The 18,643-nt window shown below is 67.6% G+C and carries 19 protein-coding genes and 1 pseudogene; 7 read left to right on the forward strand and 13 right to left on the reverse strand.

Features of this window, described 5'->3' with window-relative positions; genetic code table 11:
- Positions 1-34: 34 nt before the first annotated feature.
- The 3 genes and pseudogenes from ACLBYA_RS23130 to ACLBYA_RS23140 all read left to right on the forward strand — a co-directional run.
- On the forward strand, positions 35-613 hold the full coding sequence (locus ACLBYA_RS23130) for a TetR/AcrR family transcriptional regulator (protein WP_447711793.1): 579 nt from the start codon (positions 35-37) through the stop codon (positions 611-613).
- 70 nt (positions 614-683) lie between these two features.
- Positions 684-2,330 (forward strand): cation:proton antiporter domain-containing protein, encoded by a 1,647-nt coding sequence (locus tag ACLBYA_RS23135; RefSeq protein WP_447711794.1) that lies wholly within the window; start codon positions 684-686, stop codon positions 2,328-2,330.
- 96 nt (positions 2,331-2,426) lie between these two features.
- Positions 2,427-2,936 (forward strand): annotated as a pseudogene (locus ACLBYA_RS23140) (hypothetical protein); the annotation flags it as partial.
- Between the two features lie 33 nt (positions 2,937-2,969).
- On the opposite strand, the gene ACLBYA_RS23145 reads toward ACLBYA_RS23140, so the two are convergent.
- The 10 genes from ACLBYA_RS23145 to ACLBYA_RS23190 form a co-directional block, all read right to left on the reverse strand.
- Positions 2,970-4,157 carry an RNA polymerase sigma factor gene (locus tag ACLBYA_RS23145; protein ID WP_447711795.1) on the reverse strand — a complete coding sequence of 396 codons (1,188 nt, stop codon included), beginning with the start codon at positions 4,155-4,157 and terminating at the stop codon, positions 2,970-2,972.
- Positions 4,106-4,513 (reverse strand): YciI family protein, encoded by a 408-nt coding sequence (locus ACLBYA_RS23150; RefSeq protein ID WP_447711796.1) that lies wholly within the window; start codon positions 4,511-4,513, stop codon positions 4,106-4,108. The genes ACLBYA_RS23145 and ACLBYA_RS23150 overlap by 52 nt, the downstream gene beginning before the upstream one ends.
- A gap of 85 nt (positions 4,514-4,598) precedes the next feature.
- Positions 4,599-4,997, reverse strand: a complete 399-nt coding sequence (locus ACLBYA_RS23155) for a type II toxin-antitoxin system VapC family toxin (RefSeq protein ID WP_447711887.1) — start codon at positions 4,995-4,997, stop codon at positions 4,599-4,601.
- 9 nt (positions 4,998-5,006) lie between these two features.
- The gene (locus ACLBYA_RS23160; protein ID WP_447711797.1) at positions 5,007-5,273 is read right to left on the reverse strand and encodes a type II toxin-antitoxin system Phd/YefM family antitoxin; all 267 of its coding nucleotides are present in this window, start codon (positions 5,271-5,273) and stop codon (positions 5,007-5,009) included.
- Between the two features lie 103 nt (positions 5,274-5,376).
- Complete coding sequence (locus ACLBYA_RS23165) at positions 5,377-6,021, reverse strand: response regulator (RefSeq protein WP_447711888.1); 645 nt, start codon at positions 6,019-6,021, stop codon at positions 5,377-5,379.
- Between the two features lie 11 nt (positions 6,022-6,032).
- Positions 6,033-7,301: a sensor histidine kinase gene (locus tag ACLBYA_RS23170; RefSeq protein ID WP_447711798.1), complete on the reverse strand. Its 1,269-nt coding sequence runs from the start codon at positions 7,299-7,301 to the stop codon at positions 6,033-6,035.
- Between the two features lie 131 nt (positions 7,302-7,432).
- Entirely contained in the window at positions 7,433-7,648 is a 216-nt protein-coding gene (locus ACLBYA_RS23175) for a hypothetical protein (protein ID WP_447711799.1), read from the reverse strand.
- Positions 7,649-7,726: 78 nt separating this feature from the next.
- On the reverse strand, positions 7,727-9,028 hold the full coding sequence (locus ACLBYA_RS23180; protein ID WP_447711800.1) for a serine hydrolase domain-containing protein: 1,302 nt from the start codon (positions 9,026-9,028) through the stop codon (positions 7,727-7,729).
- A gap of 19 nt (positions 9,029-9,047) precedes the next feature.
- The gene (locus ACLBYA_RS23185) at positions 9,048-9,695 is read right to left on the reverse strand and encodes a maleylpyruvate isomerase family mycothiol-dependent enzyme (RefSeq protein WP_447711801.1); all 648 of its coding nucleotides are present in this window, start codon (positions 9,693-9,695) and stop codon (positions 9,048-9,050) included.
- A gap of 13 nt (positions 9,696-9,708) precedes the next feature.
- Entirely contained in the window at positions 9,709-10,842 is a 1,134-nt protein-coding gene (locus ACLBYA_RS23190; protein ID WP_447711802.1) for a metallophosphoesterase, read from the reverse strand.
- Between the two features lie 167 nt (positions 10,843-11,009).
- Here ACLBYA_RS23190 and ACLBYA_RS23195 point away from each other — a divergent pair, with 167 nt between their 5' ends.
- Entirely contained in the window at positions 11,010-11,606 is a 597-nt protein-coding gene (locus tag ACLBYA_RS23195) for a TetR/AcrR family transcriptional regulator (protein ID WP_447711803.1), read from the forward strand.
- Between the two features lie 77 nt (positions 11,607-11,683).
- Positions 11,684-12,136, forward strand: coding sequence for a carboxymuconolactone decarboxylase family protein (locus ACLBYA_RS23200; RefSeq protein WP_447711804.1), 453 nt, complete (start codon positions 11,684-11,686; stop codon positions 12,134-12,136).
- On the opposite strand, the gene ACLBYA_RS23205 is transcribed toward ACLBYA_RS23200, so the two are convergent.
- The 3 genes from ACLBYA_RS23205 to ACLBYA_RS23215 all read right to left on the reverse strand — a co-directional run bounded on the left by ACLBYA_RS23205 (position 12,137) and on the right by ACLBYA_RS23215 (position 16,114).
- A complete protein-coding gene (locus tag ACLBYA_RS23205) occupies positions 12,137-13,237 on the reverse strand; it encodes a glutamate--cysteine ligase 2 (protein ID WP_447711805.1) in 1,101 nt (366 codons plus the stop codon).
- Between the two features lie 317 nt (positions 13,238-13,554).
- A complete protein-coding gene (gene xylB, locus ACLBYA_RS23210; protein WP_447711806.1) occupies positions 13,555-14,949 on the reverse strand; it encodes a xylulokinase in 1,395 nt (464 codons plus the stop codon).
- A gap of 1 nt (position 14,950) precedes the next feature.
- Positions 14,951-16,114: an ROK family transcriptional regulator gene (locus ACLBYA_RS23215; protein WP_447711807.1), complete on the reverse strand. Its 1,164-nt coding sequence runs from the start codon at positions 16,112-16,114 to the stop codon at positions 14,951-14,953.
- A gap of 143 nt (positions 16,115-16,257) precedes the next feature.
- Here ACLBYA_RS23215 and xylA point away from each other — a divergent pair, with 143 nt between their 5' ends.
- A complete protein-coding gene (gene xylA / locus ACLBYA_RS23220) occupies positions 16,258-17,481 on the forward strand; it encodes a xylose isomerase (RefSeq protein ID WP_447711808.1) in 1,224 nt (407 codons plus the stop codon).
- Between the two features lie 83 nt (positions 17,482-17,564).
- Positions 17,565-18,638 (forward strand): sugar ABC transporter substrate-binding protein, encoded by a 1,074-nt coding sequence (locus ACLBYA_RS23225; protein WP_447711809.1) that lies wholly within the window; start codon positions 17,565-17,567, stop codon positions 18,636-18,638.
- Positions 18,639-18,643: the final 5 nt, after the last annotated feature.

Raw genomic sequence — 18,643 nt, forward strand, 5'->3', positions numbered from 1 at the left:
TGATATTCCACGTCACGTCCGCTACTCTGACCGGATGGCCGCCGGAGTACGGGAGCGCGCACGCCTGGCGCTACGCACCGAGATCGCCGCAGCGATGAGCAATCTGTTCGCGCAGCGGGGTTTCGACGAGGTCACCGTGGACGAGGCCGCGAATGAGGTCGGGATCTCCCGGGCCACCTTCTTCCGGTACTTCGGATCCAAGGAGGACGCCGTGCTGGCGGCCATCGAGGCGTCGTCGGTCGACTACGTCGGCAGCCTCGAGGGCCTGTCCCCGATCGACGGCGAGAGTCCCTGGCAGCTACTGCACCGCACCTTCGCCGCCGCGCTACCGCATATCGGCGAGCATTCCGAACTGGAACGGTCCCGGGTGCAGATGCTCAACGCCACGGTGTCGCTGCGCACCCGGATGGCGCAACGCAGGTTCGCCCTCGAGGACACCCTCACACCCGTTCTCGCCGCCCGCATCGAGGATCCGGATGCGGCCCGCCCGGTCGTCGTCGCCGCACTGGCCTGCCTGGACCTCGCCTGGCGACGCTGGGCCGCCGACGAGGAACCGACGATGGTGGACTCGCTCGAACACGTCTTCACCTACCTGACCTCGGCACCGCGCTGAGGGCGGTACGCCGAGAGATCTGCGGCGATTCCCGCGATACTTGGAGCAATTCCACACAAGGGAGCCGCCTTTGACGACTGTCGCCATCTACCTAATCGTGACCTTCGGGCTGGGCGGACTCGCCATGGCGGTCCGGCTCCCACCGCTGGTCGGATTCCTGGCGGCGGGCTTCGTCATCAATGCCCTGGACGTCGAACACATTCCGGAGTTGGAGATCCTGGCCGACCTGGGCGTCACGCTGTTGCTGTTCGCGATCGGGCTCAAGCTCGACGTGCGGATCCTGTTACGCCGCGAGGTGTGGTTGACGACATCGGCGCACATGGTGATCAGTGTCGTACTCGGCGGCGCGGCAATGTGGTTGGCCGCCATCGCCGGCATGGCGATGTTGTCCGGCCAGAGCCTGCAGACCATCGCGCTGCTGGCGTTCGCGCTCTCGTTCTCCAGCACCGTGTTCGTCGTCAAAGTCCTTGAGGAGCGCGGCGAATCGCACGCGCTCTACGGACGCGTGGCGATCGGCATCCTGGTCATGCAGGACATCGTTGCGGTGGTGTTCCTGACCGCGACCAGCGGGCACCTGCCCAGCCCGTGGGCGCTGACACTCATCGGCCTGTGGCCGCTGACGCGGCTGCTACGCAAGATCTGGACCCGGCTCGGTCACGGTGAGATGCAGTCGCTGTTCGGCATCGTGATGGCGTTCGTCCCCGGCTACGCGCTGTTCACCGCCGTCGGCCTCAAGGGCGACCTGGGCGCGCTGATCATCGGTATCCTGCTCGCCTCACACGCGGCGTCCTCCGAACTCGCGCGGTCCCTGTTCCACATCAAGGAACTCCTGCTGGTCGGGTTCTTTGTGTCGATCGGTCTGACCGGGCTGCCCGACCTGCCGTCCATCGGTGTCGCCGTGCTGATGGTGCTCCTGCTGCCGTTCAAGGCCGGGTGGTACGTGGCGTTGTTGTCGTTGATGCGGTTGCGGCACCGGACGTCGATCCTGGCCGGGCTGAGTCTGATGAACTACTCGGAGTTCGGCCTGATCGTGGTGTCGGTCGGGGTATCGGCGGGACTGCTGGCGCCGGCATGGCTGGTCGAGATGTCGATCGCCGTCGCGTTGAGCTTCGTGGTGTCGGCCCTGGTGAACGGACGCGGCCATCTGATGGTGGAGAAGATCGCCGCACGCCTGCCGACGCAGGACGAACGCACTTTGCAACCCGAGGAACGACCGGTCGACGCCGGTGATGCCGAGGTCGTGGTGATCGGCATGGGCCGCGTGGGTTTCGCCGCCTACCAACGGCTTACCGATCACTACGGATTCCCGGTCGTCGGGGTCGACTACGACGGTCGCCGGATCCAGCGGTTACGCGACGAGGGTTTCAACGTGGTCGAGGGAGACGCCACCGATCTGGATTTCTGGCATCGGTTGCGGCGCTCGGATTCGGCGCGCATCGCGATCCTGGCGATGCCACGCCATGGCGCCAATGTCACCGCGCTCGAATGTCTACGCGAGTCCGGGTTCAGCGGCACCGTCGCCGCCGTCGCCCGGTACGACGATGAGGTGGCCTGGGCCAAGGAGCACGGCGTCGACATCGCGTTCAACGTCTACGCCGGCGCCGGGCTGGAACTGGCCGACCAGGTGGGTGGCGGACCGGTACCGACAGTGGTCGATCCCGACCTTGAGGTCGACGGTGACGGCCCGCTGCGCAACGACCGATCGCCCGGGGGATGACGACACGGTCTCGGTCCGGTTGAGACGTGATCTCACGAGTTTGCGGTAGGCCCGAATGCTGCGAACATCGGACCGGTGAAATCCAGGTCAGCGTCCATGTCCGACAGCAGGCTGGCGGCGCAACTGGCGGCCGTCGCCTCCGTCGGTGCGGCGGTCATCCACTTCTCGGTTGCACCGGCGCACTGGCAGGACTGGCTGCCGGCCGGGCTGTTCTTCGTGGTTGTCGGTGCCTGCCAACTGTTCTGGGCATGTGCGGTGCTGGTGCGGACCACCCCGTCGCTGCTGGTCGCCGGCATTCTGCTCAATGTCGGCGCGATCTCGTTGTGGGCGCTGTCCCGAACGGCCGGAACACCTTTCGGCTCGCACCCGGGTGAGCCCGAGCTGGTTCAGGCCGCCGATTTGTGTGCCCTGCTGCTGCAGGTCTACGTCGTGATGGGCGCGGGGTGGGTCGGCTACCGCGGCCTGCGCGGCGAGCCGGTACCGGCATTCGCCGGCGCCGCGGTCCTGCTGGGCGCGATCGGTGTGGTGGCGGCGGCGTCCGCGGTCGGCGTCACTTCGGGTCTGCGGCACGGCGAGGCGGACGCGCAAGGTCCAGAATCCGATCACAGCGTCGTGCAGGTGCCCGCGCACCCGCACTGACTACCCCCGACGCAGCGCGGCCGCCTTGCGGGTGAGGTGGTGACGCTCGGCCACGGTCTGCGCCTGGTCGGCGGCGCGCACGTAAAGGTCTGCTGCGGTGCGCCTTTCACCGGCCTGCTCGTGTAGATAAGCGGTCGCAGCGGTATATCGCGGCAGAGTGGGATCCAGACCGTCCAGCGCCACCAGCCCAGCCTGCGGCCCGTCGGCCTCGCCGACCGCCACCGCGCGGTTCAGGCGCACCACCGGACTGTCGGTGAGAGCGACCAGTTCGTCGTACCATTCGACGATCTGCACCCAGTCGGTCTCCGCGGCGGTCGGTGCGTCGGCGTGCAGTGCCGCGATCGCCGCCTGCGCCTGGTACTCCCCCAGCCGGTCTCGCGTCAGCGCCGCCTGCAGGATCTCCACGCCTTCGGCGATCAGATCGACTCGCCACCGCCCGCGGTCCTGCTCGGCCAACGGCACCAACGTTCCGTCGGACCGTGTCCGGGAATCACGACGCGCATGGTGCAACAGGAACAGCGCCAGCAGCCCGGCGACCTCGGGATCATCGGTCATCGCGGCGAGTTGCCGAGTCAACCGGATCGCTTCGGCGGCCAGATCGACATCACCGCTGTAGCCCTCGTTGAACACGAGGTAGAGCACCTTGAGCACGGTGCGCAGGTCACCCGGCCGGTCCAGCCGGGTATCGGCAATCGTGCGCTTGGCCCGGTTGATCCGCTGCGCCATGGTCGCTTCCGGCACCAGGTAGGCCTGCGCGATCTGGCGGGTGGTGAGCCCGCCGACCGCCCGCAGGGTCAGCGCCACCGCCGACGCGTCACGCAAGCTCGGGTGCGCACACAGGAAGTAGAGCCACAGTGACTCGTCGGTGTCGGTGACCGGTCCCGGCCCGGACTCGTTGCTCACCTGCACCTCGCGCCGGTGCCGGGCGCCCGCCGACCTGGCGAGATCGATGTACCGACGCCACGCCGCGGTGATCAGCCACCCCTTGGGGTCCTCGGGCCGCGCGCCCGGCCAGTTCTGGACCGCACTGATCAGCGCCTCCTGCACGGCGTCCTCGGCGGTCGCGAAGTCCGCCCCGCGTTGCACCACAGCGGCGAGCACAGCGGGGATGAGTGCCCGCAGCTCCGCCTCGTCCACTATTCGGTGACGGTGGTCGGGGAACCCATGAACGGCCGTACCTCCAGCCATTCGTGAATGGGCTTGCCGCCCGCACCGGGTGCCGCCGACAGCTCCCCGGCGAGCTCGATGGCGCGGCCGTAAGAGTCGACATCGACAATCATCCAGCCGGCGATCAGGTCCTTGGTCTCGGCGAACGGGCCGTCGGTGACCGCGGGCTTGCCGGGACCGTCGTGGCGCACCCAGGCACCCTCGGCGGCCAGTGCCTGGCTGTCCACATACTCGCCGCTGTCCTTGAGCCGGTCGGCGAAATCATTCATGTACTGAATGTGGGCATCGATCTCGGCCGGTGTCCACCGGTCCATCGGGACGTCGTTCACCGCTGTCGGAGCGCCGCGGTAATGCTTGAGGAACAGGTACTTCGCCATGGTGTCTCCTTTAACTCGGTCGGCGATCCTCGTCGGTATCGCTCACCACTGGGACGGAGCCGGATCCGAGTTCTCGACATCGGAGTTACTCATGTCGGCCTGGGGCCTGCACTGCCAATCCGATCGCTTGCGCCGCAGCCATCATCCGGGTGTCATACGTGATCACTGCCCGCAGCAGGTCGCCTGCCTTTCGCGCCGCCGCGAGGTGGATGGCGTCGAGACTGCGTAGCGTCTGCGGCCCGAGGGTCCCGGCATCGTCAAGCAGTTGGCGACTGAGCACCACCGAGTCCGTACCGCGCAGGAGCTTGCGCGCTGCGGCGATCGCCTGCGGCCCGAGCGGCATCACGGCGCGAATCAGTTCGGTACGGGTCAGCTCCGCGGTGAACAAACCATCGTCGGCACGTTCACCCAGGTAGGCGACGAGATCCGGCGTTTCCTTTTCCGCGACGACGAGTTTCACCATCGCCGACGTATCCAGGTACATGCGCACGGATCACCGCTCACCCGAACGTATCTCGTCGAGATGCGCCGATATGTCGAAGGCGGCCTCGATGGGTGTCAGCTCGTCCAGCCGGAGCTTTTCTGCGCCTTCGACGACTTCACCTGTCCGCACCAGGTCCTGCCAGGTGTCGCCGGTGATCGGAACCAGTCGCGCAACCGGACGCCCCCGATCGGTGATCACGATGGATTCGCCGGCCGCAACGGCATCGAGGTACCTGCTGGCGTGCTGCCGCAGCTCCCGGACGCCGATCGACTCCATGTGCTACATGGTAGCACATGGAGTCGTGAGTCGGCTTTCATTCGGGACGGGTGCCCGGTTCCCGAGCACCGGCCGCGATCGTCGGCCCATTGTGCATCCGGGCTCAGCCCCGTAGATAGGTCAGCACCGCCAGCACCCGTCGGTGCTGCGCGCCGTCCGGCGGCAGCCCGAGCTTGGCGAAGATGTTGGTGACGTGCTTTTCCACCGCGCCGTCGCTGATCACCAGGGTCGCCGCGATATTGGTGTTGGAGCGGCCCTCGGCCATCAGTGCCAACACCTCCTGTTCGCGCAAGGTCAACTGCCGCAACGGGTCGTCGCGGCGACGGCGGACCAGCAGCTGCGCGACGACGTCGGGATCCAGGACGGTGCCACCACCGGCCACCCGGGCGATCGCTTCGAGAAACTCGCCGACCGCGACCACCCGATCCTTGAGCAGATACCCGACGGCACCCGTGCCGTCGGCCAGCAGATCGTCGGCGTAGGACACCTCCACATACTGCGAGAGCACCAGGATCGGCGAGCGCGGCACCGATCGGCGGGCTTGCACCGCCGCGCGCAGACCCTCATCGGTGTGTGACGGTGGCATCCGGACATCCACCACGGACACATCGGGGCGGTGTGTCTCGATCGCCGAGACCAGCGCCGGGCCGTCGCCGACCGCCGCAACCACCTCGTGGCCGTGTTCTGTGAGCAGGCGGATCAGGCCCTCCCGCAACAGAACCGAATCGTCGGCCACCACCACTCGCAATCCCGGCACCGTCATGACGGTACTTCCACCCGGATCGTCGTCGGTCCACCGAGCGGACTGCGCACGTCCAGCGTGCCGCCGGCGGCCTTGATGCGGTCGGCCAGCCCCGACAATCCGTGCCCCTTGGCCACGTGCGCCCCACCGTCGCCGTCGTCGACGACCTCGACACCGACCCGCGCCGGCCCGCGCGCCACGGTCACCCAGCAGTTGCCGGCACCGCTGTGTTTGGCCACATTGGTCAAACATTCGGCCACCGCGAAGTAGACCGCGGTCTCCACCGCGGCGTCGAGCCGCCCCTGCGGGGTGCCGAGCGCGGGATCGACCACCAGCTCGACCGGTACGGTGCTCCGAATCGCCAGCGCGGCAAGCGCGCTCGGCAATCCGCGGTCGGTCAGCACCGGCGGGGCGATGCCCCGCGACAACGCACGCAACTCGTTGAGCGTTTCCTGGGTCTGGACGATCGCCTCGTCCAGAGAATCCCGGCCCGGGCCCGGCTCGGCCTGCGCACGGGCTCGACCCAGGTCCATCGCCAGCCGGATCAGGCGTTGCTGCGGGCCGTCGTGGATATCGCGTTCCAGCCGGCGCAGCGCGTGGGCCTCGGCGCTGGCCGCCGCCGACTTCTGCTCGGTGAGCACCGTGATGGTCTGGCGCATCTCGGCCACTCCGGTGAGCAGTACCCGCGCCAGTCCGGCCTCGACAAGCGCACACCCGCGCACCACCCATGGCAGCGTCAGCAGGCAGACCACCCCGATCGCAGTCTGAAATCCGATGCGCACCAACGCACTGTCGCCGAGCCCCACCAGCTGCGCCAATGACTGATTGTCCGGTCCGCGCGGAATTGCCCAGTCCCACAACACCGTCAGCGTGCCGGCGATCGCGACGGCCCACCAGCACAGGACGGCACAGAACGTGACCACCGACACCGGGAACCGGATGAGCGCATGGGTGGTGTCCAGCCAGGACTGACCATCGGCGAGCGGACCGACCAGGCGCTTCCAGAACCCAGCCGTCGGCGGCGCCTGCCGGTAGGTGGGCCGAGTGCGCGGCGTGTGCAGTACCGCGGGAAACCGCAGCCGATCGACATCGGCGAAGACGCGTGCGATCAACACCGTGCCGATCAGCACCGGCAGACCTATGAGGACCACCAGGGTGCCCAATCCAGCCGACAGTCCGGTGATCACGACGGTGAAGCTCGCGATGGCGAGTGGAAATCCCAGCAGCACGTAGTTGGTGTCGATGCCGAGTTGCCGGAGCGTTCCCGGGCGCGGGGCGGTGGTCACGACATCGACGCTAGGCATCTGGTGCCGCCACCCCCATCCCGTACGCCCGCGTGATCAGGGTAGGGCTAGCCCCACCGGTAAAACACAGCGAGGGCGCCCGCGTGTGCGGACGCCCTCGCTGAAGGTGCGGATCAGTTACGGACCGAGGTGTCGACCTGCGGCACCTTGACGGTCGGGAAGAGCTGGTCACGCCAGGGGTAGTAATCGTTGTCGTTGTCGTAGTAGATGCCGCCCGGTGCCTGCGGAAGCATGTGTACCGGCGCCTCTGCCTGAGCCGGACCGGCCAACCCCACCACGGCTGCGGTGAACGCTCCGGCGATGATTCCTGCCAACCCGATCTTCTTCATCGTTCTCGCCTCTTCTCGACTGCTGCTCTTGCTCTGTCGGCTACAACGGCACCGGTGAGGGTTTGATTCCCCGGTGGCTCAGCTGCCGTAGAGGTGCAGCGCGCGGGCTGCGGCGGTGGCGATGTCGCCGCTGAGGCCGGTGATCGGCGGCCCGCCGGGCTGGTGGATCACATTGGCCAACACCACGACGTAGGTGTCCGAGCCGGGGTCGATCCACAGCGAGGTTCCGGTGAACCCGGTATGACCGAAACTGCCGACCGGGAAGACCGCGCCGCGGGGTCCGGAATGCGGGGTATCGATATCCCAGCCGAGGCCCCGGCCGTGCTGGTCGGGCGACAGTGCCGTCATCAGCTCCAGCGTCTGCCGCGTGAGGGGGAACGTGCTGGGCCGCTCGGCGATCCGGTCCAGCAGTGCCTGCGCGAACAATCCGACGTCGGCGGCGGTGCTGAAAACCCCGGCGCTGCCGGTCACACCGCCCATCCGGCGTGCGGTGGGGTCGTGGACCGTGCCGCGCAGCAGGCGACCGAAGTTCGGGTTCAGTCCGGCGGTGTCACCGTCGTGTGCGGTCGGCGCGATGCGGGACAACAGGTCGGTGCCCGGGACACCGTCAGGAAAGTAGCGGGTATCGGCCATGCCCAGCGGGGCGAACACATGCTGCTGCACATAGTCGTCGACGGTCTGGCCGGTCAGGTCCTCGACGATGGTGCCGAGCAGGATGAACCCGATATCCGAGTAGTGGAAGATCTCCCCGGGTTCATGGACGACCCAGGCGGCCTGCGCGCGCTTGGTGCCCTCGGCCTTGTCCGCGCGGCCCAGACCCCACGGGCCGTCCAGGCTCAGATCGCCGGCGATTCCCGAGGTGTGGGTGAGCAGCATCCGGAGGGTGACCCGGGCCCGCCGGGGATCGCCGGTCGGATTGAATCCGGGCAGGTAGGTCTGTACGGGCTCGTCGAGCTCGAGCTTGCCGTCTTCCTGGAGCTGCATGACGGCGGTTGTGGTCGCCAGCGGCTTGCTCAGCGAGGCGAGGTCGAAGAGGGTATCGGCGGTCAACGGTTCGGCCAGTGACAGTGCCCCGTCGAGTCCGGGTTCACCCGCCAGTTTGCGCACCCCGAACGCCTCGCGGAAGACGACGCGTCCGTTGTGGCCGATCTGGACCACCGCGCCGGGCAGGCGGTGCGCGGCAACGGCATCGTTCACGAGTCGGCCGACGGGTGCGAACTCGGCCGGGGTGATCGGGGCGGGTGGGGTGATCACCCGCGTTGTCGTCGCCGAGGTGCTCGATGCCACGGTGTTGGTTGGCTCACCGGCGGGCGCCGCCGGTCCGCAGGCGGTCACCATCAAGACGATCCCCAGCGCGCCCAAACGGGTGATCGGAGTCATTGGCCCACCGGATCTTTCGCTATCCCAACCGGGCCTTCAGCACGGTGACGCCGGGTCCGCTGAGCCGCTCGAACCCGACGACGCGGCCGCAAACGGCCAGCATCAGAGCGTCGCCGGGTCCGCTGACGGTGTCGCCACGGCCCCAGGTCCGTCCGGTGTCCTGATCGTGCAACGCGATATCGCGCAACCGCTTCGGCGGGAAGAATCCGCGCTGGGTACGGCCGGTCAGGAAATCGAGCACCCGGTCGACCTCCCTCGGGTCCGGGATGTGCGTGATCCCCAGCGGTATACGCATATCGGCGCCGTGGACCAGGACATCGGTCAGACCGGACAGCGGCCCGGTCAGCGGTGGGCTGAGCCGGAAGTCGGCCTGTTCACGCAAGGTCCGCGCGATCTGCGCGGGCGTGGCGTGCGCGCGGCGACGGGCGAGCGCATCGATACCCCGGTGCATGCTGCGGTGCCGGATGCCGCTGACCAGAAAGCCGGTGAAGCCGTCGGTGAAATCGCTGACCAGATGGGCGGCAACCGTTTTGACATCCCAGCCCGTGCACAAACTCGGTGTGGCGAGTTGGTCAGCAGTCAGGGCGTCGACGAGGTCCGCGATCGCTCGTCGTTCCCGAGCCACCGCGGCGAACACCTGCTCTCGCTCGTCGGGGGTGAGCCGCACAGGTGCACTGTAGCTACTGTGGCGCCAACGTGATGATGCTGACGTCCGGGGGTGCGCCCACTCGCACCGGCGGTCCCCAGAAGCCGGCACCACGGGTGGTCCAGACCTGGGTGTCACCGAGCCGGCTCAGGCCGGCCAGGGTTCCCTGCTGGGCCTGCACGGCGAGATGAAACGGCCAGAACTGCCCGCCATGGGTGTGCCCGGACAGTTGCAGATCGACATCGGCGACGGCCGCGTCATGGACCTGGCGCGGCTGGTGCGCGAGCAGCACCACGATGTCGGTCGGGCGGCGATCGGTCAGCGCGCGGTCCAGATCGGCAGCGTCACCGAACTCATCTCCGGTGTAGTCGTTGATTCCGGTGAACAGCAGCCGTTGGTCACCGCGCGCGATCGGGCGCGACTCGTTGTGCAGCAGCTCGACCTGCAGGCCCGGTAGCGCCGCCCACCAGGCGGCCGCGTCGAAGTAGTACTCGTGATTGCCGGTGGTGAACAGCACCCCGTCGGGTGCGGTGAGCTCGGTCAACGGTTCGGTCGCCGCGACGAGTTGGCTGGGCAGACCGTCGGACAGGTCACCCACCAGTGCCACGATGTCCACGTCGGCCTCGTTGAGCAGGTCGACGACGCGCTGGGTGCGGTCGCGCCCGTTCAGCGCGCCCAGATGCAGGTCGGTGGCCAGACCGATGCGGTAGCCGTCGAACTGCTCGGGCAGATCCGGGATGACGATGCGGGCCTGCACCGTGCGGATGGGTCCGAGCGCCTGGGTGACGCCGTAGCCGACCACCACCACGGTGATGACGACGACGAACGCGGCCGCACCGCGCGCCAACCGGAGCCGCTGCGGCTCGTCACCGCGGCGGCGCAGCACCAACAGCACCAGGCGGAGCACCTCGACCACCAGCAACAGCAGAATCAGATAGGCCACCGCCGCCATCCACGTCATACCGACCGCGTGCAGCGGCATCAGGTAGTCCCGCGGACCCGACCGCTGGGTGACCAGCGAGGTGAGCACGCTGACAAAGAGCGTGGCGATACCGACGGCGCCGCCCGTTCGCCAACGCCGCCCGGTTCCGGTGCAGTGCACCAGACGCCAGTAGAGGTAGAGGTGGGCGAGGAGCAGGACACTACCCAGGCCGAGGACGAAACCCACTGTGGTACTTACTCCGAGCGCGCACGGTCGACGGTCACAAGCATGCTTCGAAACTACCCTGTGACCGGCGACCCGGGTTTTCTGTCGACGACCCCTCGACGTCGACTCGCTGCGGTAAAACTATAAACGATTGCGTACACAAATGTGTCCTCGAACAGGAGCGCACCTTGGCCACCAAGCTGCCGCCGGGCCGGCACCGCCTGACCCGCGAAGAGGTCGCCACCGACCAGCGGAATCGGATGATCGCCGCACTCGGCGAGGCGATGCTCGCGAAGGGCTTCGCGGCGACCACCGTCACGGACATCATCGAGCGCGCGAAGGTGTCCAAGCAGACCTTCTACGAGCACTACGGCAGCAAGCAGGCCTGTTTCCTGGACGCCTACGCCCGCATCCACCGGCGGGTCAGCGTGGCGGCGGGCACCGTGCCCGCGGATGCCACCCCGATGGCGGTGTTCGACGCCGTCCTAACGAACTACCTCGACGCGCTGGCCCGCGACGCCACCATGGCGCGCGTCTACCTGATCGAGGTGTACGCAGCCGGCTCGGAGGCGCTGCGGGCGCGAATGGAACTGCAGCAGCGCACCATCGAGGGCCTGTACATGGTGTTCGACGTTCGCACCGATCATGGCCGGTTCGCCTGCCGGGCGCTGGTCGCGGCGATCTCGTCGCTGGTGACCCATGAGCTCGTCAACGGCGACGACGGTGATGTCCGGTCGTTGCACGCTCCCTTGGTGGGGTTGGCGGCGCAGCTGTTCGGATCGTGACCGGCTGTCACACCACGCGTGCCCGCGCCGTCTCATAGGTGACATATTCATCGAGACGCTCGGCACGAAAGGCAGCCATGCTCCCCCACGTCAACATCGGCAAGCAGTTCTCCGCCCCGTACGAGGCCTACATCGCGCTCGACAAGCAAGTGGTGGAGGCCACCGAGAAGGCCGGTCTGCCCAAGCTTCTGGTCGAGCTGGTCAAGCTGCGGGTCTCCCAGCTCAACGGCTGCGCCTTCTGCCTGCGGATGCACACCCGCGACGCGCTGGCGGCCGGTGAGACCACCGACCGGCTGGCGGTCCTGCCCGCGTGGTGGGAGTCCCAGTACTTCACCGATCAGGAGCGTGCGGCGCTGACCTTGTCCGAACGCATCACGCGGATCGGTGACGAACACACCGCGCCGACACCCGAAGTCGACGTCGAGGCCGCGCTGTCGAAGTCGGAGATCGCGGCGGTCACCTGGCTCGCGGTGATGATGAACGGCTGGAATCGCATCGCGATCGCCAGTCACTACCCGGTCGGTCCGTGATCAGCAGCCCTCGACGGTGGCGGCCGCGGCGGCGTCCAGGACATCGGTGACCTCGCCCCGCCGTCGCCACGCCGTGCGCTGGCGCATCGCACCGTTGCCCTCTTCGGCGAGTCGGCTGAGCTCGTCGTCGACCAACTCGTAGTCACCGACGGCACGCAGCGCCGGGGCGAGCCTGTCGACGAAGGCCCGCAACACATCCACTGTGTCTGCAGCACTGCTGTTTTCGGCGATATCGACAACCTTGCCGTCGAGCCCGTTGCGTGCCGCCTTCCAGTAGGCCGCCGCCAGCTCGTGGGCGCGGATCGGCCGCACATGCTCGCCTCGTCGATGATCGTCGAGGGCCGTCATCACCGCAGCACGGGTCAGTGCCGCATGCAGCACGGTCTCGGCAACCGTCGCAGGCACATCGGCGACCCGCACCTCGACGGTCGGGAAGTTGGCCGACGGCCGGACATCCCAGTAGGCCATCCCGTCGTCGAGCATTGCGCCGATATCCCGCAGCGACTGCAGCGTCCCGTCGTAGTCGGCGGCGGAATCAAAATGCGGGGGTGGCCCGGCGCTCGGCCACCGCGACCACAGCACCTGACGCCAGCTCGCGTAACCGGTATCGGCCTTGCGCCAGATCGCCGAGTTCGCCGCCAGGGCCAGCAGCAGCGGCAACCACGGCCGCAGGTGATTGCTCACATGGATGGCGGTGTCGCGGTCGGGCACCGCGACGTGCACGTGACAGCCGCTGATCCCCTGCTCGTGAGCGATCATGCCGAACTCCGTTCCGATCCGGCGGTAACGCGGGGTGTCGGTGATCGGGAAATGTTGCGGCACTGTGGGCGGCAGGGCCACCGCCAGCAGCCGGGCACCGGCAGCGTGCGCGGCATCGACGGCGGTCCGTCGCAATCGGGTCAGTTGGGCGCGCAACTCGGTGGTGGTGGACGCGACTTCGGTCGCGGTCTCGACCTGGCAGGTCGTCAGCTCCAACTGCAGATCCACACCCGCCTCGTCGGCGATCTCGGCGACCCGGGTGTTGAGCGGGACCGGTTCGCCCGATTGCGGGTCAACCAGCAGGAACTCCTCTTCGACACCGAACGTCGGATGGCCGGACATGTCGCCTCCTCTGGTCGGAGGTGATGTGCCCTGATACCGCGACCGGAAAACATCCCGGCTCCCGTAGTCGACCGATCATCGGTCGATCGTCGCGGTCGGGGACGCAGCGTCACCCTCGGCCGAGCCGTTGCGGATGAGCTGCCAGTTGGCGATGCCGTTGGCCTCGCATGCCGCCGATACGGTGCTGGCGCGTATCGGCGGCCAGGACCCCACGACGTTGAACCCGGCCTCGGTGGGCGTCCCGTAAGCCCGGCAGCTACTTCTGGCCCAAGGGCGGCAAGCGAGCCGACCGGATCGCGGCGACCAGCTGACACCCGTCAGGACAGCAGGGTCAGCCTGGCCGCCTCCCGGTAGCGGTCGACCAACCCCGGCGCCGGGTCCCCCTGGTATCGCACTGATTCCGCGCTCTTCCAGACCGGCGGCGACTCCGCACCGGACAGCACCCAGGCCGCCTGGCGTGCCGCGCCCAGCGCGACGTACTCGGCGGTGGCAGGAACCTCGACGTCCGTACCCAGGATGGCGGGGGCGATCCGCCGGATGGCATCCGAGCGGGCACCCCCACCGATGAGGGTGATCCGCCGCGTATCGACGCCCTGTTCGGAGATCTTGCCTATGCAGTAGGCCATCGAGGCCACCAGACCCTCAACCGCGGCACGGGCTATATTGGTGGAGTTGAGGTTTCGTGATGTCATCCCGTGCAGCGATCCCGTCGCGGTGGGCAGGTTGGGCGAGCGTTCACCCTCGAAGTAGGGCACCATGACCAGGCCCTCTGCACCGGCTGGTGCCGACAACGCCAGTCGGTCGAACTCGTCGAACCCGATATCGAGCATCGCCGCCACCGCGGCGAGGACCGGGGCCCCATTGAGGGTGCAGACCAACGGCAGCTGCCGCCCCGTCGCATCGGCAAACCCGGCGACGATGCCCTCGGGATCGTTCGGTGCCACCGACCCGACCGCGCTGACCACCCCCGAGGTACCCAGCGACACCACACAGTCACCCTGCCCGGCACCCAAACCCATTGCCGCGGCGGCATTGTCGCCGGCACCCGGGCCCAGGACGGCACCATTGCGGGTACCGGCGACAGCCCGGGGACCGAGAACCTCGGGCAGTGTGGGTCGACGGCCCCGGAAGGCCAGCCCGAGAAGGTCGGTTTGATACTCGTCGGAGGCCGCCGAGAAGTACCCCGTACCGCTCGCATCGCTACGGTCGGTCCGCAGATCGGCGATATCGGTGGACCCGCTCAGCCGCCACGTCAGCCAGTCATGCGGCAGGCAGACCGCGGCCGTGGCGTCGGCGTGCCACGGCTCATTGTCGGCCAGCCAGCGCAGCTTCGTCGCGGTGATCGAGGCGACCGGGACGACGCCGATCCGGCGGGCCCACTCACCGGGCCCACCGAGCTCCTCGATCAGCTCGGTGGCAGCCGATGCGGATCGGGTGTCGTTCCACAACAGCGCATCTCGAACGATTTGCCCTTCGGAATCCAGACACACCATGCCGTGCTGCTGGGCGCCGACGGATATGGCTTCGACATCGTCGAGGCCGCCGGCTGCGGTGATACTGCGCTCCAGGGCCTCCCACCATCGCCGCGGGTGCACCTCGGTGCCGTCTGGGTGCGCCGAGGACGCCGAGCGGACGACCTCACCGGTCTCCGCGTCGCAGATCAGCACCTTGCAGGACTGTGTCGAGGAATCGACTCCGGCCACCAGTGTCATATCAGTACCTTCCCGGGTCGGCGAGCACCGGCGCGAAGGCCAACTCGGCCGCACCGATCATCAGGGTTTCGGAGCCCAGGGTGGCGGCGACCACCCGCACCATGTCACGCGGGGCGCGCATGCTGCGCCGGCTCAGTTCCTCGTGCAATGCTCCGGCCGCATAGGCCGGAAAGACCCGCAGGAACCCGCCGAGCACGATGACACCAGGATTGAGCATGTTGACGGCGTTGCCCAACGCGATCGCCAGATATCTTGCCTGCCTGGCCAATACATCGGTTTCGGCACTACTCCGGGCGGCCGGCACCTCGTCCAAACCGGTCAGCAGCTGCGTCAGCGGCGCCTGCACCACCTCGGTCTCCAGGCATCCGAGGCTACCGCAGTGGCATTGCTGAACACCGCCGACATAGGTGTGCCCGAGTTCGCCGGCATAACCGGCCACTCCCTCCAACAGTCCGCCTGAGACCACAAATCCGGCGCCGATACCGCTCGGTCCGCCGTTGACATAGATCAGGTGCCCGCCGCGGCGGTGGTCACCGAACAGATACTCGGCGACCGCCCCGACATTGGCGTCGTTGGCCGCATAGACAGGTAGATCAGTTGCAGCACTGAGCATCTGACCGATCTCGACATCATGCCAGTCCAGGTTCGGGGCCAGTTGCACGGCGGATTCCGGTGAATGCACCAGGCCGGGCACCGCGATCCCGACCGCGGTGACGGTCGAGTCCGGGTCGAGGGATCGCCGGATGCGTGCGATCTCGGCGCCTGCGATGTCCACCGTCTCGGCGGCGGTGGGGATCCGGGCGGTCGGACACCGCGTCACCTCGAGGACCGCCCCACCCATGGCGACCACCCCGACGGTGACGGCGTCGACCTCCGGGGTGACCGAGACGGCCAGGATGCGTCGGCCCGGGCTCACGATCGGACTGGGCCGCCCGACCTGCGCGATCGCCGGCCCGGGCGATTCCTGCACCAGTCCGCGCGCCGCAAGATCCTCGACGAGGTCTTTCGTGGTCGACCGCGACAATCCGGTGAATCGGGTCAGGTCGGCGCGACTCAGGGCACGGTGCCGGTGCACGAGGGTCAGCACGCTGGAGAGGTTCCGTCGCCGCACATCGTCGGTGTTGGTGCCCACGCGGGCGAGTCGAAGGTCGTCGCTCCCCTTCATCAGCTGCAGTCACCCCTCACAGAGCCCTTGACAGTGTCGCAGGCCACATTTTATGTTCGCCGTTAGAACAAATGCATCTTGTCACCGGAACGCCGCCCGCCACAAGCAGGCACCACGGTATTCGAATCCCTAAGGAGCACCTGATGACTGTGCTGGAGTCCAGCGCCCCCGCAGCGGACGCCCTCACGCCGAAACCGTCCGACAAGTTCTCATTCGGTCTGTGGACGGTGGGCTGGCCGGGCAACGACCCGTTCGGGGTGGCCACCCGTCCCCCACTCGATCCCACCGAGGCCGTGCATCGGTTGGCCGAACTCGGCGCCTGGGGGGTGACCTTCCACGACGACGACCTGTTCGCCTTCGGCAGCCCCGACACCGAGCGCCGACGGATGATCGACCGGCTCACCGCAGCCCTGCACGAGTCCGGTCTGGTGGTGCCGATGGTGACCACCAACCTGTTCACCCAACCGGTGTTCAAGGACGGCGGCTTCACCAGCAACGACCGCGACGTACGCCGGTTCGCACTGCGCAAGGTGCTGCGCAATCTGGACCTCGCCGCCGAACTGGGTGCCCAGACGTTTGTCATGTGGGGCGGCCGCGAGGGCAGCGAGTACGACTCGGCCAAGGACGTGCAGGCCGCGCTGGCCCGCTACCGCGAGGCACTGGATCTGTTGTGCCAGTATGTGATCGATCAGGGTAGCGGGCTGCGCTTCGCCATCGAACCCAAACCCAACGAGCCCCGCGGCGACATCCTGCTGCCCACCGTCGGACACGCGCTCGCCTTCATCGAGACCCTGGCTCACCCGGAGATGGTCGGGGTCAATCCCGAGACCGGGCACGAACAGATGGCCGGCCTGAACTTCGTGCACGGTATCGCCCAGGCGCTCTACAGCGGCAAGCTCTTCCACATCGACCTCAACGGTCAGCGCGGTATCAAGTTCGACCAGGATCTGGTGTTCGGCCACGGCGACCTGACCAATGCGTTCGGACTCGTCGACCTGCTGGAGCACGGTGGGCCCTCCGGTGGACAGGCCTATGACGGCCCCCGGCACTTCGACTACAAGCCCAGCCGCACCGAGGACACCGACGGCGTCTGGGCGTCGGCGGCCGCCAACATGCGGATGTATCTTCTGCTGCGCCAGCGCGCTGCGGCCTTCCGTGCCGATCCCGAGGTGCAGCAGGCGATGGCCGCGGCCAAGGTCTCCGAGTTGGGCCGGCCCACCCTTGCCGAGGGCGAGACCTATACCGACCTGCTGGCCGACACCAGCGCATACGAGGGCTTCGACAGCGACTCGTATTTCGGCGCCAAGGGCTGCGGCTTCGTCGCGCTCAACCAGTTGGCGCTGGAACATCTGCTCGGCGCACGCTGAAAGTCACTAAAAAGTGACTGCGATCACTTTATATGTATAGAAGAACAACAAATGCGGACAACCAGACTTTCGGAGGAATCCTCGTGAAGCGCATCAACACTCTTTTGCTCGCCACCGTCGTCGGCGTCGGGCTGACCCTGACCGCCTGCGGCTCGAACTCCGACACCTCGACCGGCAGTTCCGGTAGCTCCGGCAAGGTCGGCGTCATCCTCCCGGACACCAAATCCTCGGTCCGGTGGGAGACGAAGGACCGGCCCGCGCTGGAGGCCGCCTTCAAGGAGGCCGGCGTCGAATACACCATCCAGAACGCCGAGGGCTCGGCCGACACGATGGCCACCATCGCCGACGGCATGATCGCCGATGGTGTCACCGTGCTCGCCATCGTCAATCTCGACTCCGACAGCGGCGCATCGATCCAGGAGAAGGCCGCGGCCCAGGGCGTCAAGACCATCGACTACGACCGGCTCACCCTCGGCGGCTCCGCGGATGTCTACGTCTCGTTCGACAACACCAAGGTCGGCGAACTGCAGGGCCAGGGACTCGTCGACTGCCTGGGCGGAAAGCCGGCAAATGTGGTGTTCCTCAACGGTTCTCCGACCGACAACAACGCCACACTGTTCAGCGCCGGTGCGCACTCGGTGATCGACGCCACCCCGACCATCACCAATGTCGGCGAACAGGCCGTTCCCGAATGGGACAACGACAAGGCCGTCACCATCTTCGAACAGCTCTACACCGCGGCCGACGGTCGCGTCGACGGTGTGTACGCCGCCAACGACGGTCTGGCCGGATCGGTGATCTCGATCCTGGAGAAGAACCGCCGCGCCGGCCAGGTGCCGGTCACCGGCCAGGACGCCACCGTCGAAGGTCTGCAGAACATCATCGCCGGCACCCAGTGCATGAGCGTCTACAAGTCGGCCACCGAGGAGGCGAACGCGCTGGCCGAGGTGGCGATCTCCCTGGCCACCGGTACCGAGCCCGAGACCACGGCGACCTCACGTGATGACACGGGTGGCCGGGATGTCCCGTCCGTGCTGCTGACGCCCAAGTCCATCACCAAGGACAACGTCAACGTCGTCTTCGAGGACGGCGGGCAGTCCAAGGAAGAGGTGTGCGCCGGTCAATTCGCCGCCATGTGCACCGAGGCCGGAGTCTGACACGC

It is taken from the genome of Mycobacterium sp. C31M (assembly GCF_053345865.1).

Coding starts and splice junctions, on each gene's coding strand:
- ACLBYA_RS23130 (WP_447711793.1), top strand. CDS start 35: ATGGCCGCCGGAGTACGGGAGCGCGCACGCCTGGCGCTACGCACCGAG.
- ACLBYA_RS23145 (WP_447711795.1), bottom strand. CDS start 4,157: ATGGCTGGAGGTACGGCCGTTCATGGGTTCCCCGACCACCGTCACCGA.
- ACLBYA_RS23150 (WP_447711796.1), bottom strand. CDS start 4,513: ATGGCGAAGTACCTGTTCCTCAAGCATTACCGCGGCGCTCCGACAGCG.
- ACLBYA_RS23155 (WP_447711887.1), bottom strand. CDS start 4,997: ATGTACCTGGATACGTCGGCGATGGTGAAACTCGTCGTCGCGGAAAAG.
- ACLBYA_RS23160 (WP_447711797.1), bottom strand. CDS start 5,273: ATGGAGTCGATCGGCGTCCGGGAGCTGCGGCAGCACGCCAGCAGGTAC.
- ACLBYA_RS23175 (WP_447711799.1), bottom strand. CDS start 7,648: ATGAAGAAGATCGGGTTGGCAGGAATCATCGCCGGAGCGTTCACCGCA.
- ACLBYA_RS23180 (WP_447711800.1), bottom strand. CDS start 9,028: ATGACTCCGATCACCCGTTTGGGCGCGCTGGGGATCGTCTTGATGGTG.
- ACLBYA_RS23200 (WP_447711804.1), top strand. CDS start 11,684: ATGCTCCCCCACGTCAACATCGGCAAGCAGTTCTCCGCCCCGTACGAG.
- ACLBYA_RS23205 (WP_447711805.1), bottom strand. CDS start 13,237: ATGTCCGGCCATCCGACGTTCGGTGTCGAAGAGGAGTTCCTGCTGGTT.
- xylB (WP_447711806.1), bottom strand. CDS start 14,949: ATGACACTGGTGGCCGGAGTCGATTCCTCGACACAGTCCTGCAAGGTG.
- ACLBYA_RS23215 (WP_447711807.1), bottom strand. CDS start 16,114: ATGAAGGGGAGCGACGACCTTCGACTCGCCCGCGTGGGCACCAACACC.
- xylA (WP_447711808.1), top strand. CDS start 16,258: ATGACTGTGCTGGAGTCCAGCGCCCCCGCAGCGGACGCCCTCACGCCG.